Origin of the sequence: Segetibacter sp. 3557_3 (assembly GCF_004354985.1) — a bacterium.
Classification (GTDB): domain Bacteria; phylum Bacteroidota; class Bacteroidia; order Chitinophagales; family Chitinophagaceae; genus Segetibacter.
Map to the genome: position 1 here is coordinate 162,744 of NZ_SMSK01000011.1, position 17,272 is coordinate 180,015.

Sequence of the window (17,272 nt, forward strand, 5' to 3'; positions counted from 1 at the left end):
GATAATTTTTATGTACTTAGCATTGGTACATGGCCGGGCATCGTTGTGTCACTCACTTGTACCCCTGTGCTTTATTGGGCAATGTGCCCGAACGCCCATGAGCACAAGCCCGACTATTTAACTTTGGTATCGTTCATGTGTTTAGCCGTTGCTTCAAGGATAGCGTAGAATTCTTCACCATATTTTCGGGTTATGGCTTCTTTAAGGAAAACGTAGGTTGGCACCTTTAACTTCTTACCCAATTTACATGCGGCGGCACAAAGATCTTCCCGTGGTTCGTAGTTTACGAATTCTGTTTTGCCATCCCTGCTCTTTTTAAGCCTGATGGGGAACAAATGGCAGCTGATTGGTTTTTTCCAGTCGAGTTTGCCATCATTATAAGCTGCTTCTATACCACACTTAACGATCCCCGACGCATCGCGATACCCGTATGCACACATTTGTCCTTTTATCGTTGGTGTTACCCAGCCAAATTCCTGGTCGTATACGTATTTGCCCTGCCTTTCCACCTCTCGTCTACCTTCATCACTAAGATATGGTGCAATTACCGCATAATGTTCTATCAATTCATTTAGCTCTTTAACCTCCAGGGGTGCGCCGGCATCCCCGTCTTCGCAGCAGCCGCCTTTACACTTGTTGAGGTCGCAAACAAATTGAGCCTCGATCACGTCGTCACTTATCAGTTTATTGTCAATGGCTATCATAAATCACAAAAAGCCCGGAGGCCTGATTAGAAAGCGAAGGTAATTCTTAATTCAGCAGAACCGGTAGGCAAGCCACGAACTTTGCGACATTTACCACAACGATTACAACGTTGTTTGTTTGGGATTGTTTTATCTGAAAACAACAGATTTCTCACGCAATATTGTTGTGCCCTGGCACTAACTTGTTAATGCCTTATGCTCCCGGGGTTTGTAATGTAAGGGCCCGGGAGCTTTAGTTACGCGACGCACGACCACTATGGATTGGTTGACGAAAACGGCCAACTTTTTAGAAGAAGGAATGCATGTTTTTTGCAAGATTAAGTAATCGGTAGCTGGCCGGTTCCGGACTTTCTGAGTTGTACAGGAGATTACTTGCGTTACTAACATTCACCCATGATAAAAGCCGGGATATGGTTACTCACTACTTCCACTTAAAGGTATTTATCATATGTCTTACATCATCGAGCAGGAACCTATTGACAATCCCCAGCGAATCTTCGTTGGGAGCCGCATCAAAGTATAGGGCACCACGAAGAAAATGGCGGGTGCTGTCGGTAAGAAAAAATTGGTTTGCAGTCGCAACATTGCCACCTACCTTAAAGAAAAGCCCATGAACGTTGTTCGGAGTTGTGATCAATGAGTCATCAATCGAATAGGCTTTTACATTGTGTTTGTTGGTCATTGTAAAAGCGTCATTAACCAGTTTGTCAAATTGATTTGTCCCGATCTGCTTATAACTAACGTGTACTTTCCCGTTAAATTGGGGAAAGTCAATGTTGATCCACCAGGGGTTTTCAGTGGCTTCGTTAAAGAAGGAACTATCTTTTAACACCTTTGCATATACCGGGTACTCGAAGGAGTAGGGATAGCCTGGTTCGTTGAATTGCTGGTAAGCCTTCGTCGGAAAAGGGATTTTGAAATATCCTTTTGGCTTAGGAGTATAATCGCTATTACACGAGCTAAGGGAAGTTAGTAGTATTGTTGCAATAACAGGTACCCAAACGCTTTTGAGATAATTGTATAGATCGATTAGCTTTAAATTGGCAGGACTTCTCATTTTGTTTTTTGGGGTTGGATAGACACCTTAACTTTTTGGAGCCTGTTTTTTACAACCTCCATAACCGTAAACTCGAAGTCGCCCGATGGTACCACCTGGTTTGGTTGTGGTATCTCCCCGGCAATCTCAAGTACCAATCCAGCCAGTGAGTCGCTGCTTCCCCTCACGGTATCAAAGGTATCGGCTGCAAGCCCCATCAGCTTGCATACATCGTTGATCATCGTCTTACCCTCAAAAATAAAGTTCAGGTCGTCGATTTTCTTGTAAACAACATCATCCTCATCAAACTCATCCCGGATGTCGCCAATAATCTCTTCAAGGATATCTTCCAGTGTAACAATCCCACTTGTTCCGCCAAATTCATCTACCACCACAGCAAAGTGTATGCGTTTCGCCTGGAACTCCTTTAACAGGTCCTCGATCATCTTTTGTTCATGCACAAAATAGGGTAGGCGCATGATCTGGTGCCAGTCGAACTCCTCACGGTTATCCAGGTAGGGCAGCAGGTCTTTGGTATGCAGCATCCCAACCACTTCATCAAGGTCGTCTTTAAAAACAGGAAGGCGTGAATAGTGTAACTCTTCAATGGTCTTTACCAGGCCCTTGAAGGAGGTTTCATAAGGTATCCCACTCACATCCAGCCTGGCTTTCATAATCTGCTTTACCGTAATATTTCCAAACTTAACTATGCCCTTTAGAATATTCTTTTCTTTTTCCGACGCTGAATTGTCCGTCGTAAGGTCTATTGCGTGATCCAGTTCAGTTAAACTATAAGCACTGCCGGTTCTTCCGGCAAGTTTTCGCTCGATAAAATCGGACGTACCTACAAGCCGCTCGCTCATTCCCTTAAACAGGTACAGTATTCCTTCCACCAGTGGACCTGCATCTTTAGCAAAACGGATATTGTTTTGGGTTGCCATTACTTTGGGCATCACCTCACCGAACATAACCAGGATAAGGGTAACCGCTAAAACCTTGATCAGGAATTCCACCCAAAACAGGTGATTGTCCAGGAGTATCATCTCATCCATGATGAAGTTCGAGACAACCACAATCGCGATATTTACGAAGCTGTTTGCGATAAGTAACGATGCCAGCAGGATTTTAGGGTCTTCCAGCAGGTCAACGATGCGCTTATACCCAGGCTGCTGCTTGGTTTTAAGCATGTTGATGTCTTTGAAGCTCAGGGAAAAAAAGGCAACTTCTGCACCGGAAACAAAAAAAGAAATGACAATAAAAATGATCAGCAGAAAGATGAGGATGGTTGTTGCCTGAATGTTTATTGCAGTGGGAGACGCAGCAAATAGAAGATTAAAGATAACCGGGTGATGATCCAAAGCAGATGTTTATGATGATAAATCACGGGGTCCAAAACCAACCGCATTCTTGTTGCAAATATATATACTGAAGATTTGGATCAAAATGGTAAGTCTTCAGAAGGTTCGCCAATTGGTGGAACGTCGGCATTACCCATGTGTTCAGGATTTTCAAGATGTTCGCCGTGGTAACCATGAGCTTCCCCGCGTTTGTCGAGCATAATCAGGTTATCACCTACAACTTCTGTGGCGAACTTCTTGTTGCCTTCTTTATCCTCCCAGCTTCGGGTTCTTAAGCGTCCTTCAATATAAACCAAACTACCCTTGTGAAGGTACTTCTGTGCAAGATCAGCAAGACCTCTCCATAATACCACCGTATGCCATTCGGTTTGGGACACCAGTTTTCCGCCCCTGTCTTTGTAAGTTTCAGTAGTCGCCAGACTAAATTTTGCTACACCAATATTTCCTTCCAGGTACTGTACATCAGGATCTTTTCCAAGATTGCCGATTAGCATTACTCTGTTAACACCTCTCATGATACTCGTTTTTGTGAATCGTCTAATGATTGGTTAGCTTTTTAAAATTACCCCTTTTTGTAAAATAATTCAAGCTTTACGGAAAATTGTTGTAAATGCCCGCGCTCTCCTTTGCTATGCCGGAATTTCATTCCATTCAAACATAATGGAGCCTGGTAGTTTGTGAAAGTCGGATAAGCTCCCTCCTTTACCAGGCAAAGTTCTGCCGGTTCAGTTAGGTGGAGCATAGAACGGTGAACTTGCTAAAACAGGTGTTGGTGTACTGATTGTTGCTCCAGATATTCCCTGATACTCTTCGGAAACGCTACTTCATTCAGAGATTTGCGGGGAATTAACCTGAAGTCCTTTAAAGCATCAGGAATAGCTGCCAATTGGATAGCAATGAATTGGGTGTGAATAAGCTGGTGGGTAAGCTGTTGTCTGAAGGGGGAAGAGATATGGTCAATTTTGTAATCCGAAGTTCCAATTTGCTCGGACATGACCTGTTCGATTTTTGCAGCTTCCCAGGTTTCTGAAGTTCCGGTTTCTACAAGATAAAACTCAAAAAGGCTATTCCATATGTCTTTTTCTACCCGCTGTTTCACCAGAATACGATCACCACAGCTGAACGCGAAGTAGTTAAAAAACCGCGTACTTCGTTGCAGGACTTTCTCTTTTATCGGAAGTTTGTTCACCACCCCATGCTTAAACGCCTGGCAATGGATTGTCATAACACAGGTACTGCACAACGGGATTTTTGGCTTACAAACCGTGGCGCCAAAGTCCATAATCGCCTGGTTATAATCAGCGCTTCGCTGATGGTCAAGTAACTGGTTGGCCAGTGCGGTAAATACAAGCTTTCCACTACTGCTATCAATAGGGGTGTGATTTCCGAAATACCTTGCAAGTACCCGAAATACATTTCCATCTGCAACAGCATGGGGAAGGTCAAAAGCAAAAGAGCTAATTGCAGCGGCAGTATAGGGTCCTACGCCTTTTAATTGCAAAATATCTGCATAGGTAGATGGGAATGTTCCGTTAAAATCACTGACGATTTTCCTTGCGGTAGCAACAAGATTTCTGCAACGGGTATAATATCCAAGGCCCTCCCATAGCTTAAATACTGCTTCATCTTCTGCAGCTGCCAGTGCAAATATGTCAGGGTATGCTGATGTGAACCTTTCGTAATATACCCAACCCTGGTCTACCCTTGTTTGTTGCAGAATCACCTCACTAAGCCATATTTTATACGGATTTTTCTCGCCTTTCCACGGCATCTGCCGATGCGGAAATGTATCGTACCAGTGTAGCAAATTCCTTGTGAAATCCATTCTGATTATTTTAAAAAACCATATCTTATCTGTAGAATTATGTACACATTATAGATGTGAAATATGTTAAATATAAATTTGAACATTATTGGTAATCAATGGATAAAATATTTTAATTTTATTCTCATAACATACGAAATCACCTAATAACCAATCATATCCTTTCACTTTGCTCAATCTTAGTCCGCTTTTTGCGGTATGATAAGCAAGTTTAAGGTCTAATTCAAAAACTGGTAAAGCCATGCGAAAGTCAGATTTAATTAATCAAATTTCTGAGAAAACCGGAATTCCTAAGGTTGATGTGTTGGTAACACTAGAGACCATGTTCAAAGAAGTAAAAGAAAGTCTCGGTCAGGGAGAAAACATCTATATAAGAGGTTTCGGCAGCTTCATTACAAAAAAGAGAGCGGCAAAAATTGGAAGAAACATCAAGCGAAACGTAGCTGTTGAAATACCTGAACATTTTATTCCCGCTTTCAAACCTGCCAAAGAATTTGTCAGCGATGTCAAGACTAAGCGAAAGGAAGGTTAACTTTGCCGTTCAATCGGAAAAGTGAAAAAACAACAATGGATCGTTGTTAGCAGTGGATTGATCTTGCTGGCAATGTTATTTTTTTTTGGCAAAACTGTTCCCCCAAAGAAGCCTGAAGCAGTAGCTAGTGCAGAAACTGCACCTGCTGTTAAACCTATAGATTTCAACCAGCTCCTTCGCCACGCGAAGGAGAGGCTTACTCCTGCCCAGGTAGAGAAGGTAACCGGATATGAGAATCTGGTTACACGCGGGGACGTTAAAAATCAACAGTTATCCTCCTATCGTCTCCTCGCCGCCTTTTGGCGCGACACTGTTCGATTGTTTGAACCGTATGCTTTTTACACCGCAGAAGCAGCGAAATTGGAGAATTCTGAAAAAACCCTCACCTTTGCTGCCCATTTGTTTTTAACGAACTTAAAAACAGAAGCTGACCCAGCCATGCAAAACTGGCTTGCTACTAATGCAAAAACGCTTTTTGAACGTGCATTGGAAGTTAATCCGGCAAACGATAGCAGCAAAATTGGGTTAGGGGCCTGTTACATCTTTGGCAACATTTCGAGCAACCCAATGGAAGGTATTGCCCCCATTCGTGAAATTGTTGCACGGGATCCGGAAAATACTTTCGCCCAGTTCATTTTAGGGCTTGGAGGAGTTAAAAGCGGTCAGTTTGAAAAAGCAATTGAAAGATTTTTGATTGTAGTTAAAAAGGAACCAGGCAACCTTGAAGCTGCACTTAACCTGGCAGAAGCTTATGACCAACATGGTGATAAGGCAAATGCGATCAAATGGTACGAGTTTGTAAAAACCAAAGTACCAAATCCTGAGGCGAGAAAAGAACTCGATAACAGGATCAAAACACTAAAGTAATCTAGATTTAAAATAAAAATTTATTAAGTATGCCCTGCGGTAAGAAAAGAAAACGTCATAAGATAGCAACACATAAGCGAAAAAAGAGACTTAGAAAAAATCGTCATAAGAAGAGGAAATAATTGACCTCATCCTGTCATTAGCAATGCCGGAGTTACCTACTCCGGCATTTGCAACTTTCTGGTGCCCCACCAACCACTGTTTTGCAACTTTACTTTTACCTTATCTAATTTAAGTGGCAGGATATGACTGTGTTGGTATAACATAGTGCTGTTTTGGTTTATTCCGTTCCCGCTACGGAATTTGTGAATTATTAAAAGTTGCACATTGAACAAAGAATTAATCATTAATGCTACCCCGCAAGGGGTGGAAATAGCCCTGCTTGAAGAAAAGAAGCTTGTTGAAATACATAATGAAAAAACGGACGCCAGCTTTGGCGTAGGTGATCTATATCTTGGTAAAGTAAAAAAACTGATTCCCGGCCTTAATGCCGCTTTTGTAGACGTGGGATTTGAGAAAGATGCCTTTTTACACTACACAGATCTGAGTCCATATGCCAGGTCCATACTTAAGTTTACTCAACAATCTATAAACGATAAATCTGAGCAGGTATTCGACTTCAGCAAATTTGAAGTTGAACCCGAGATTGTAAAAACCGGCAAGATCAACGACGTATTGGGCGGCAAACCAAACGTGCTTGTACAAATACTGAAAGAGCCTATTGCAGCAAAAGGTCCAAGGTTAAGCTGTGAAATATCCCTTCCGGGGCGTTTTGTTGTGCTTACCCCATTCAACGATATTGTTGCCGTTTCCAAGAAAATACATAGTAGCGAAGAAAGAAAACGTTTGCAGAAGATTGTTGAAGCAATTAAAACCAAAAATTTTGGTGTTATTGTCAGAACAGCTGCTGAAGGTAAGAATACGGCAGAATTGCACGAAGACCTTACCGCCCTGGTTAATACCTGGAAATCAATTCAGAAGAACCTGAAGAATGCAGTTCCACCTTCCAAGATCCTTAGCGAGCAAACCAAGACCACCAGCATGTTACGGGATCTGCTTACCGAGGATTTCAACAAGATTGTTGTAAACGACCAGAACATCTTCAACGATACCCGAAACTATATTCAGAAAATTGCCCCTGAGAAAGCAGAGATTGTTTCGCATTATGCCAATGGTGTCGCCATATTTGACCATTTTGGAATTACCAAGCAGGTTAAATCTGCTTTCGGCAAAACGGTTAACCTTCCCAGTGGTGCTTACCTGATCATTGAACACACAGAAGCCCTACACGTAATTGATGTCAACAGCGGTTACAAAAGTGTTAGCAACAACCAGGAAGAAAATGCCTTTCAAACGAATGTTGAGGCAGCCGAAGAAATAGCACGCCAGTTACGGTTAAGGGATATTGGAGGGATTATCGTAGTCGACTTCATCGACATGAAACTTCCGGATAATAAAAAGAAGTTGCAGGATGTTATGGATGGCTTTATGCGGCCAGACAGGGCAAAACACGCGGTTCTTCCAATTTCCAAATTTGGTTTGATGCAGATCACCCGGCAGCGCATGCGACCGGAAGTAAATATCAATACTTCTGAAGTATGTCCCAGTTGTAACGGAACCGGTAAAATCACTTCAACCGTGCTGCTGGAAGATGAGATCGAAAAAAAACTGCTTTACCTGGTCACACACCAGCATAAGGACCTGACTTTATATGTACATCCGATTTTGTACTCACACTTGACAAAAGGCTGGTTGTTTTCTTCCATCCGGCATAAATGGAATCGCAAGTTCAACACCAAAATCAGGATTGCACCGAATACTAACTACAACATCACCGAGTTTCACTTTTTTGATAAAGATGATGAACAGATAAAGTTCTAAGTATTAGTCACGAGCGCTGATTGAAAGCGTTGTTTATAAATGTAAAAGACCACATGCTCACATGTGGTCTTTTACATTTTTTAGCTATCTCTTTCACCGAGCTTATTGCTGAGGTTCTGGCTTGCAGCCCCCCGGCTACAGGGTTAGATGAAGAGGTGTTTTCCCGCAGAAAGGATTAGTCGTCTCTGCGGCTACCGGAAAGGTAGATAAGAACATATTGTATCAGCGTTGCAAGAGATGCGATTGCGGCGACAACATAGGTCATTGCGGCCCACTTAAGTGCATCCTTTGCACCATCGGTTTCGGTACCAGTTGTAATCCTGGTGGTATTCAACCAGGCGAGCGCACGCCTGCTGGCATCAAATTCAACAGGCAAGGTAATAAATGCGAATATTGTTGTTAACGCAAAAAGGATGATTCCAATGAGCAGCAGGCCAGGGAATGAGTTAACCATAATGATACCCGCTAGTAATACCCACTGGATGATGTTACTGCTGAACTGTACAACAGGAACCAGGGTGCTCCTCATCTTGAGCCAGCTATAAGCGGTTGCATGTTGAACGGCATGCCCGCACTCATGGGCAGCAACTGCCGCAGCGGCAATACTTCGCTCACTGTAAACTTCAGGACTCAAGTTCACCGTTTTTGCAACAGGGTCATAATGATCCGACAGGTGCCCCGGAACCGATACCACCTGAACGTTGTAAATATTGTTCTCGCGAAGCATTCTTTCCGCAACTTCTTTGCCCGTAAGACCAGCCCTCAGGGGAACCGCAGCATATTTGGCAAACTTGCTTTTCAGCCGCATAGAAACAAGAAAGCTGATACCTACAAAAATGATCGATATTAGAAATATTGAATTCATAAAGGTCGTTTTAAGCTATCCAACAAACGATTTTCCAAAATCTTCCCCAAGCCGTTAAAAACCTGATAAACCGGGTCCAGGGACAGGATGTCTTTAAAAAAAGGCGCTTATTACCGGAAAGCCGTCAAGATGACCTGGTAAGATCAACAACCTGCTATTCGGCTGCTATTCACGCGTATTCTGCAGGTTTTTGTGTGGTGAAAGTTATTCACAGCATTAAAATTTAATTTTGATTTATGTACCAGATTTGTAATTTAGTGTCAGAATTTAATGGGTTAGTAAGTAAGGAAGGCCGGCAATAAAATGCCGGTCTTTTTTATTTGGTGAACTCTTTGAGCTGAGGCCGTTACTGTTTTCTACCGCATAACTCCGATCTGGGGTTTCAATTACTTTTCGTTTATCAAGCTTCCGGAATTTACCTCTTTTCTGCACTGGGCACATAAGATTTCTCAATCTGCCCTCTCCCCAGCCCTGCCTTTAGTATTAGCAGGCTGTTCAACAAGATTGATACGCCATCACTTAACTTTAGCCCATGAGTAAACTCAAGACTGCATATTTCTGCAGCAATTGCGGGCATGAGAGTGCTAAATGGGTAGGTAAGTGTCCGGCGTGTAACGAATGGAATACGTTTGTCGAAGAAGTTATTAGTAAAGGACCGGAAAAGGCAGATGGTTGGAAAGACTATTCAAATACACAGCGGGTAAGCAAAACAGTTCCCCTGAATAAAGTTACAACCACTGACCAGGGGCGAATTGAGACCAATGACGGAGAAATGAACAGGGTGCTGGGCGGTGGGATTGTTCCCGGAAGTATCGTTCTGGTAGCGGGTGAGCCCGGCATAGGTAAAAGCACACTCTTCCTGCAGGTTGGTTTAAGACTTAGCGAAGTTGTTACGCTGTATGTTAGCGGTGAGGAAAGCGAACAGCAGATCAAAATGCGTGCAGACCGGCTGAATGCCAAAAACGACAATTTCTACATTCTTACTGAAACATCAACGCAAACGATTTTTCAGGAAATAAAGAAGTTACGTCCACAACTGGTCATTGTAGACTCTATTCAAACTTTACAATCAAATTTTATCGAGTCTTCACCAGGAAGCGTTAGCCAAATCCGGGAATGTGCCGCTGAATTTCAGCGATTTGCGAAAGAAACAGATGTCCCGGTTTTCCTAATTGGTCATATTACAAAAGATGGATCGATTGCGGGGCCAAAAATCCTGGAGCATATGGTTGACACCGTATTGCAATTTGAGGGCGATCGCCACTACGCTTACCGTATACTTCGAACGATAAAGAATCGCTTTGGCAGTACAGCGGAACTCGGCATCTACGAAATGTCGGGAACCGGGATGATCCCGGTATCGAACCCGTCGGAAATATTGATAGCACAAAAAGAAGAACAATTGAGCGGGAGCGGTATTGCCGCAACGATGGAAGGTATGCGCCCGCTGCTGATAGAGGTACAGGCGTTGGTTACACAAAGCGTTTATGGAACCCCGCAACGAACCGTGAGTGGCTTCGACTTGCGAAGGCTCCAGTTGTTGCTGGCTGTACTCGAGAAGCGAGGAGGATTCCACTTTGGAATGAAGGATGTATTTGTAAATATTGCCGGGGGCTTAAAGATTGAGGATCCATCAATTGATCTCGCGGTAATCTGTGCCCTGCTCAGCAGTTATGAAGATGTTCCCCTACCTCAATTGATTTGCTTTGCGGGTGAAGTGGGCCTGAATGGAGAAATCAGGGCGGTCAACCGCATTGAACAACGGATTGCGGAGGCGGAAAAGCTCGGATTTGAAAAAATTATCGTTTCGAAATACAACAAGAAAGGTTTTAACAAACAATCATTTACCATCGAAATCGTGCCGCTTTCCCGGGTTGACGAAGTATACCGGTATCTTTTTTCAACATAAGGGGTTCTCGTTTGGAAAATTGTATATTGTACAAACGGCGATACGATGGTCAGTACGTTAAAAGAATGGACAGGTGACTTTATACACCTGCTTTTTCCGCACAACTGCGTTGGTTGTGGAAGTGACCTCCTTGGCAACGAAGACGAACTTTGCTTTAGGTGCCATACTGATCTGCCGGTTACGGGTTTTTTCGACCAACCCGGCAATCCTGTTGAGCAGATCTTCTATGGGCGTTTGAATGTAAAAAGTGCTGCAGCTGCTTACTACTTTACAAAAGACTCACTTATACAACAGCTGATTGTGCAGCTTAAATACCGGGGAAATAAAGAGATTGGGTATTACCTGGGCAAACTCGCAGGGCAATACCTGGTGGGCTCACGCTACTTCAAAAAAGCTGACTTATTATTGCCTTTGCCGCTGAATAAGAAGAAAGAGAAAAAACGTGGATATAACCAGGCTGCTGTTATTTGTGCAGGCATGGCAAGTGTATGCGGTATTCCCGTTCTGGAAACAGCTGCATACCGGAATGTATTTACCGAAACCCAGACGCACAAAGGCCGAACCGGCCGCTGGCTCAACATGGAGGGGGTTTTTACGGTGAGGGACCCTGAACCACTCCGTAACAAGCACATATTATTGGTCGACGATGTAGTAACTACTGGTGCAACCCTCGAGTCGTGTGGGGCCGCCATTTTGTCGATCCCCGGAACGGAATTGAGTATTGCTACCCTGGCCTATACAGCTTGATTACAGAATTAGCCAAAGTCACATTGATCTGCGCTGTACTTTTGAAGAACATGAAATATTTTCTGCCGGCAGTTTCACTACTGATCATCCTGTTAGGCGTTGCCTGCAGGAAATCCTCATTCATAACAAGCGCCGACGCATTGTTGCGGACATCAGCCGATACTATTCATTTCGATACTGTTTTTACCTCAACTGGCTCGGTTACACAGTCGTTGAAAGTTTTTAACCCAAACGCCCAAAAGTTAAGGCTTTCAGGCATTAAGCTCGCCGGGGGCGCCGCATCGATGTTTAGGATCAATGTTGATGGGTCGCCGGGTGTAAACTTCAGCGACATCGAACTGGAGGCAAACGATAGCCTGTATGTATTTGTTTCCGTAACAATTACGCCAGGTGCCGGCAATCTTCCATTTGTTATCCGCGACAGCATACAGTTAAGTTTTAATGGAAACGACCGGTTAATTCAGCTTGAAGCCTATGGCCGGAATGCACGATTCATCAGGAATGGAAGAATTAGTGTAAATACAACCTTCAACAATAACTTGCCTTATGTGATCCTTGGTGGACTTACCATCGACAATAACGTAGCCTTGAACATTAGCCGGGGAACAAGTATTTATTGCCATGCCAACGCGCCAATCATTGTAAACGGAACAATGAACGTAAACGGTACCCTCAACGAAAAAGTGGTTTTTACAGGGGATCGACTCGATGCTGAGTATCGTGATTTACCAGGTAGCTGGCCGGGAATTTTCTTTAACGGTACCAGCAAAGACAATACACTTAGTCATGCTGTTATAAAAAATGCCTACCAGGGAGTCATCACCCAGTTGCCTGCCCCAAATGGACAGGTAAAACTTACACTTAATGAATGCACTATCGATAACATATTTGACGCGGGCATAATAAGCGTCAACAGTTCTATAAGCGCACGAAATTGCTTAATAACCAACTGTGGCAATAACATCGGTATAGGTAGCGGCGGGGTTTACGACTTTAAACACTGTACGGTCGCTACATATGGTAATTACCTGGTTTCGCACAACAGCCCTGTGCTTTTTATCACCAATGCGAATAGTCAAAGTCAGACAAATGCACTATCAGCCGTTTTTTCAAACTGCGTGTTTTATGGCGAAGGAGGCATTGTTGATGAAGAAATCGTTGTAAAAAAAGAGGCAACAACCCGTCCTTTTGCAATAACATTTCAAAATGTCCTATACAAAGCTTTGAAAAATGAAGCAGCCAACGTTCCGGGGGTTGTTTTTTCGGGTAGCCAGGTGAATAGCGCGCCCCGGTTTGACAGCATTGACATTGCTAAAAGGTTTTACAACTTCAGGCCTGCTGACAATTCACCCCTGATTGATGCGGGGGTAGCAACCGCCACAACCTTGCTGGACCTGGACGGAAAACAGCGCGGAACAAAACCAGACATTGGCTGCTACGAAAAATAAGGTAGTTTTATACCCGTGCTAAACAAATTCAAACCAAATTTGTAATTACTAAAATTCTTCCTGTTATGCGACTACTGCCACTATGTACATTGGCCATCCTCACAATTCTTTTTTCTTGTAATCATAAGATGAGCAACAGCAAAATGGAGGGAGCCCCTCAGAGCATTTACCAGTTTAAAGTTCCTTCAATCGAAGGTGGAACCATCGATTTTTCCAAGTTCAAGGGAAAGAAGATTTTGGTTGTAAATACCGCCTCTAAGTGCGGTTATACCCCGCAATATGAAGGTCTGGAAAAACTTTATAAGGAAAACAAGGATAAACTTGTTGTTGTAGGTTTTCCCGCTAATGATTTTGGCGGACAGGAGCCAGGTACAAACGAAGAGATACAGGAGTTTTGCAAGGTGCGGTACGGTGTCACTTTCCCATTAGCCAGCAAGGTTGATGTGGTTGGCGAAAATATTCATCCCGTTTACAAATGGCTCACAAGCAAAGAACAAAATGGCGTGCTCGACGCAACGATCAAATGGAACTTCAATAAGTTTATGCTTGACGAAAATGGTAAGATGTTGGAGTATTTTCCAAGTAAGGCATTGCCAAACGGAGAAGAAATTACAAAGTACCTGAAGTAAATAGTCTTGTTCCGTCTATTTTCTGCGTTTGAACAAACATCTGTTCCATTTGTCTGAATTTATTGCCGTGACTTTTTACCTGTTTTTGGTGACAGGTAGCAAGAATTCTAATGAACATTGATGCCCGACGGGATGAACCTCCGCCAGGATAAATTCATCCTGCTGGGCGGTTCAGATCAGTGTCACTTACTTATTTCGCTCGTCCTATATTCAGCTATAAAGCTTTTCAACGATTGAAACCGGCAGTTCCATTCAGTAGTCTATCTATTACCTTCGCTGTATGCTTTTCAAAGATGTGATTGGGCAGACAGACGTTAAAGAACGGCTTGCCGAGATGGTTCAGCAAAACCGGCTCAGCCATGCATTACTTTTTTTGGGTAAAGAAGGAAGTGGTGCACTGCCGTTAGCATTGGCATTTGCACAGTACCTCGTTTGCGAAAAAGTAAACCGTAAAGTGGCGGCGCCTGCAGGTTTTGCACTTTTCGATACTCCTGAGCTGGCTGCGGCTCCACCTCTCAACCTTTATGATAGCTGCGGCGAGTGTGCCTCATGCGTTCGATCTCAGGGGCTCATGCATCCTGACATTCACTTTTCCTATCCCGTTATTACTAAAAAGAGCGGCGATAAGCCAATTAGCACCGTATTTATAAACGAATGGCGGGAGTTTGTAAAACAGCTTCCTTTCGGTAATGTGTACGATTGGCTTCAATTTATTGGTGCGGAAAATAAACAGGGCAACATAACCGCTGAAGAGTGTAACGATATTATCCGGCAGATGAGCCTTAAAAGCTTTGAAAGCGGGTACAAGATCCTGCTGATGTGGATGCCGGAATACCTTGGCAAAGAAGGTAATAAACTTCTGAAGCTAATAGAAGAACCACCCCCGAATACCTTGTTTATTCTTGTTGCAGAAAGCGAAGAACTCATTTTACAGACTATATTATCACGTACCCAGCTTGTAAAGGTTCCTTTACTTGCAAATGAAGACGTTGAGGAAGCGCTGATCTCACGTAATCATACCCCTGCCGAACAGGCGCGGCAGGTGGCTGCGATCGCCGAAGGTAATTACCGGGAAGCGCTAAACCTGCTCCAGCATTCTGAGGAAGACTGGCAAGGATTGCTTCGTGAATGGTTAAATGCAACCCTGAAAGCAGGCCCGGCGGCGCAGGTAAAGTGGGTGGGCACGATGGCTGAATTGGGTCGGGAAAAACAAAAGCAGTTCCTGCGCTACTTCAACCATTTGCTTGAACAAAGTATCCGTATAAGGGTACTTGGCCCTGAAAGGGTCACGCTTTCGGGGAATGAAAAAGACTTTGCCCAAAGATTAAATAAAATCGCAGGGGTTAGCCAGCAGCAGGCGATCATCGAAGAACTCGACAAAGCAGCCTACTTCATTGAACGGAATGCGAATGCAAAGATGCTGTTTCATGCTCTTACCATTAAGTTACTACACATTATCCAGGATAAAGTATTGTTAACCACGTAGATCAAAATGCGGGAGGTTTTATAGAATTTGTTAAAAAAAGCTATATTCTTATGAAATCATTATTTTTGAAGAATATAGCGCCGGCAACAACGCCGGTTTGTTTTAATACGGAAAGCAATTGTGTATGGTGCGCTGGTTTTTGTGTGCCTGATATGGTTAGATCATACATTTTTGCCGGATTACGCTTATCAGCATAGTAGGTTTTAGGATATAGAGGAAAAGACACAGCGGTCCTATTGATTTGGGTTGTTACCGGACATAAAGGCCTGTACGGCAATAGTTTTGATACACAACGATGTTTTAGGTCGTTTGTATTCTTCCGCGTTCAATATAGTGATATGGTACAAGAGTGCGACGCAACCAAAGTACCATCACCATCCTGCTGCTTGCTCCATAAGTATAATTCCCCTTGTTAAAGCATTTTTGTTAATCTGAGCTGCGTGGTTTTATGGCCGGGCAGTAAAAAACATAAATCATGGCATGTGGAAGTTGTGGAACTTCGCCCAACGGCTGTAAAAGCAACGGAGGTTGCAGCAGCGGTGGATGCAACCGGATGAATGTGCACGACTGGTTGATGAACCTGCCGTTCAGTGATCCGGAAAGTTCCTGTAAAGTAATTGAAGTAAGTTTTAATAATGGCAGCCGTAAGGACTTCTACCGAAATCCAACCCTGCAGTACTTCGAAAAAGGTGAATTGGTTACCGTAGAAGGGGTAAGCGGATTTGATGTCGGAGAAGTGACACTCTCGGGTGAGATGGTGCGGCTGCAACTGAAGAAAAAGAAGGTAGACGAGTTTCATAGCGATATGAAGAAAATTCTTCGTAGAAGCACAGACTCAGATATAACCAAGCTTCGGGAGAATAAAGCACGCGAAAAAGAAGCTTTGGTAAGAAGCCGTGCGATGGCAAGGCAACTGAACCTACAGATGAAGCTTGCTGAAGTGGAAATCCAGGCTGATGGCAAAAAAGCCACTTTCTACTATACCGCTGATGATCGGGTAGACTTTAGAGAGTTGATCCGTTCTTATGCCGGCGAGTTTAAGGTAAAAGTGGAAATGCGCCAGATTGGTGCACGCCAGGAAGCTGGAAAGGTAGGTGGCATAGGCAGCTGCGGTCGTGAACTTTGCTGCAGCACCTGGCTGACAGACTTTAAAAGTGTAAACACAACGGCTGCCAGGTACCAGAACCTGTCGATAAACCAAACCAAACTTAGTGGTCAATGTGGGCGACTAAAGTGTTGCCTGAATTATGAACTCGACACCTATCTGGACGCTTTGCAGCATTTCCCGGATAACGCCGATGTGATCCAGACGGCTAAAAGTCCTGCATACCTGGTTAAAAAAGACATTTTTAAAAACCTGATGTGGTACACACTGCCGGAAAGCAGCAAACACTACCCCCTTACCATTACAAGGGTTAAGGAAATACAGCGGATGAATGCCGAAGGCAAAAAACCGGATGACCTTCAGCCGGTTGAGGTAGTAAGTTCGAAGCCCAAGGAAGTTGAACCGGAATTTGTTGACGTTGTAGGCCAGACCAGCCTTAGGAGCCTTGAGAAAGGAAGGCGGAACGACAGGCAGCCTGATAGAAAAGGTGGTGAAAATCGTGGCGGAGAAAAGCGGAATGTTGATGCGCAGCCTCCACGCGGACCTCGTCAGCAACAACCCGCGGGAAAACCTAACCAGGTTAATCAACAACGTTCTCCGGGAGGACCAGAAAACCGGCCGCAAAGAGGACCAGATACGCGTCCGCAAGGAGGTCAGGAAAACCGTTCCCGCCCGGCGCAACAAGCCCGTACCGGTGGAAAACCTGCTGACCAGGCACCACGCAACCAGCCTCAACAGCCTGCAAACGGAGCACCTCAGCGACCCCAAAGACCGCCTCAAAACAGGCCACCTCAAAACCGGCCCCCACAAAAACCGACTCCAGGTCCTGCACCTGCTGAAACATAAGATTATCCCTGGCTACAAGCCGGGGATTTTTGTT

General features: G+C 44.0%; 15 protein-coding genes. 9 read left to right on the plus strand and 6 right to left on the minus strand.

Features of this window, described 5'->3' with window-relative positions:
- Positions 1–113 precede the first annotated feature (113 nt).
- From EXU57_RS16375 to mutY, 5 genes are all read right to left on the minus strand, one after another.
- Positions 114–704 (minus strand): DUF3109 family protein, encoded by a 591-nt coding sequence (locus tag EXU57_RS16375; RefSeq protein WP_133269307.1) that lies wholly within the window; start codon positions 702–704, stop codon positions 114–116.
- A gap of 421 nt (positions 705–1,125) precedes the next feature.
- Entirely contained in the window at positions 1,126–1,761 is a 636-nt protein-coding gene (gene gldD / locus EXU57_RS16380; RefSeq protein WP_133269308.1) for a gliding motility lipoprotein GldD, read from the minus strand.
- A complete protein-coding gene (gene gldE / locus EXU57_RS16385; RefSeq protein ID WP_133269309.1) occupies positions 1,758–3,098 on the minus strand; it encodes a gliding motility-associated protein GldE in 1,341 nt (446 codons plus the stop codon). Before gldE ends, gldD begins: the two co-directional genes overlap by 4 nt.
- A gap of 80 nt (positions 3,099–3,178) precedes the next feature.
- A complete protein-coding gene (locus tag EXU57_RS16390; RefSeq protein WP_133269310.1) occupies positions 3,179–3,613 on the minus strand; it encodes a single-stranded DNA-binding protein in 435 nt (144 codons plus the stop codon).
- A gap of 242 nt (positions 3,614–3,855) precedes the next feature.
- Positions 3,856–4,923: an A/G-specific adenine glycosylase gene (gene mutY, locus EXU57_RS16395; protein ID WP_243745627.1), complete on the minus strand. Its 1,068-nt coding sequence runs from the start codon at positions 4,921–4,923 to the stop codon at positions 3,856–3,858.
- Positions 4,924–5,164: 241 nt separating this feature from the next.
- Here mutY and EXU57_RS16400 point away from each other — a divergent pair, with 241 nt between their 5' ends.
- The 3 genes from EXU57_RS16400 (at position 5,165) to EXU57_RS16410 (ending at position 8,203) form a co-directional block, all read left to right on the plus strand.
- On the plus strand, positions 5,165–5,455 hold the full coding sequence (locus EXU57_RS16400; protein WP_133269312.1) for an HU family DNA-binding protein: 291 nt from the start codon (positions 5,165–5,167) through the stop codon (positions 5,453–5,455).
- 21 nt (positions 5,456–5,476) lie between these two features.
- Positions 5,477–6,322 (plus strand): tetratricopeptide repeat protein, encoded by an 846-nt coding sequence (locus EXU57_RS16405; RefSeq protein WP_243745628.1) that lies wholly within the window; start codon positions 5,477–5,479, stop codon positions 6,320–6,322.
- A 327-nt stretch (positions 6,323–6,649) separates the two neighbouring features.
- On the plus strand, positions 6,650–8,203 hold the full coding sequence (locus tag EXU57_RS16410; RefSeq protein ID WP_133269313.1) for an Rne/Rng family ribonuclease: 1,554 nt from the start codon (positions 6,650–6,652) through the stop codon (positions 8,201–8,203).
- Between the two features lie 175 nt (positions 8,204–8,378).
- Here EXU57_RS16410 and EXU57_RS16415 read toward each other — a convergent pair whose 3' ends face one another.
- Positions 8,379–9,068, minus strand: coding sequence for a zinc metallopeptidase (locus EXU57_RS16415; protein WP_133269314.1), 690 nt, complete (start codon positions 9,066–9,068; stop codon positions 8,379–8,381).
- A 532-nt stretch (positions 9,069–9,600) separates the two neighbouring features.
- Between EXU57_RS16415 and radA the strand changes: the two genes are divergently transcribed.
- From radA to ricT, 6 genes are all read left to right on the plus strand, one after another.
- A complete protein-coding gene (radA, locus tag EXU57_RS16420) occupies positions 9,601–10,977 on the plus strand; it encodes a DNA repair protein RadA (RefSeq protein WP_133269315.1) in 1,377 nt (458 codons plus the stop codon).
- A gap of 45 nt (positions 10,978–11,022) precedes the next feature.
- Positions 11,023–11,724 carry a ComF family protein gene (locus EXU57_RS16425; RefSeq protein WP_133269316.1) on the plus strand — a complete coding sequence of 234 codons (702 nt, stop codon included), beginning with the start codon at positions 11,023–11,025 and terminating at the stop codon, positions 11,722–11,724.
- A 50-nt stretch (positions 11,725–11,774) separates the two neighbouring features.
- Positions 11,775–13,172: a hypothetical protein gene (locus tag EXU57_RS16430; protein WP_133269317.1), complete on the plus strand. Its 1,398-nt coding sequence runs from the start codon at positions 11,775–11,777 to the stop codon at positions 13,170–13,172.
- Positions 13,173–13,300: 128 nt separating this feature from the next.
- Entirely contained in the window at positions 13,301–13,801 is a 501-nt protein-coding gene (locus tag EXU57_RS16435) for a glutathione peroxidase (protein WP_243745629.1), read from the plus strand.
- Between the two features lie 280 nt (positions 13,802–14,081).
- Positions 14,082–15,287, plus strand: a complete 1,206-nt coding sequence (locus EXU57_RS16440) for an ATP-binding protein (RefSeq protein ID WP_133269319.1) — start codon at positions 14,082–14,084, stop codon at positions 15,285–15,287.
- 475 nt (positions 15,288–15,762) lie between these two features.
- Positions 15,763–17,238, plus strand: coding sequence for a stage 0 sporulation family protein (gene ricT, locus EXU57_RS16445; RefSeq protein WP_133269320.1), 1,476 nt, complete (start codon positions 15,763–15,765; stop codon positions 17,236–17,238).
- Positions 17,239–17,272 lie beyond the last annotated feature (34 nt).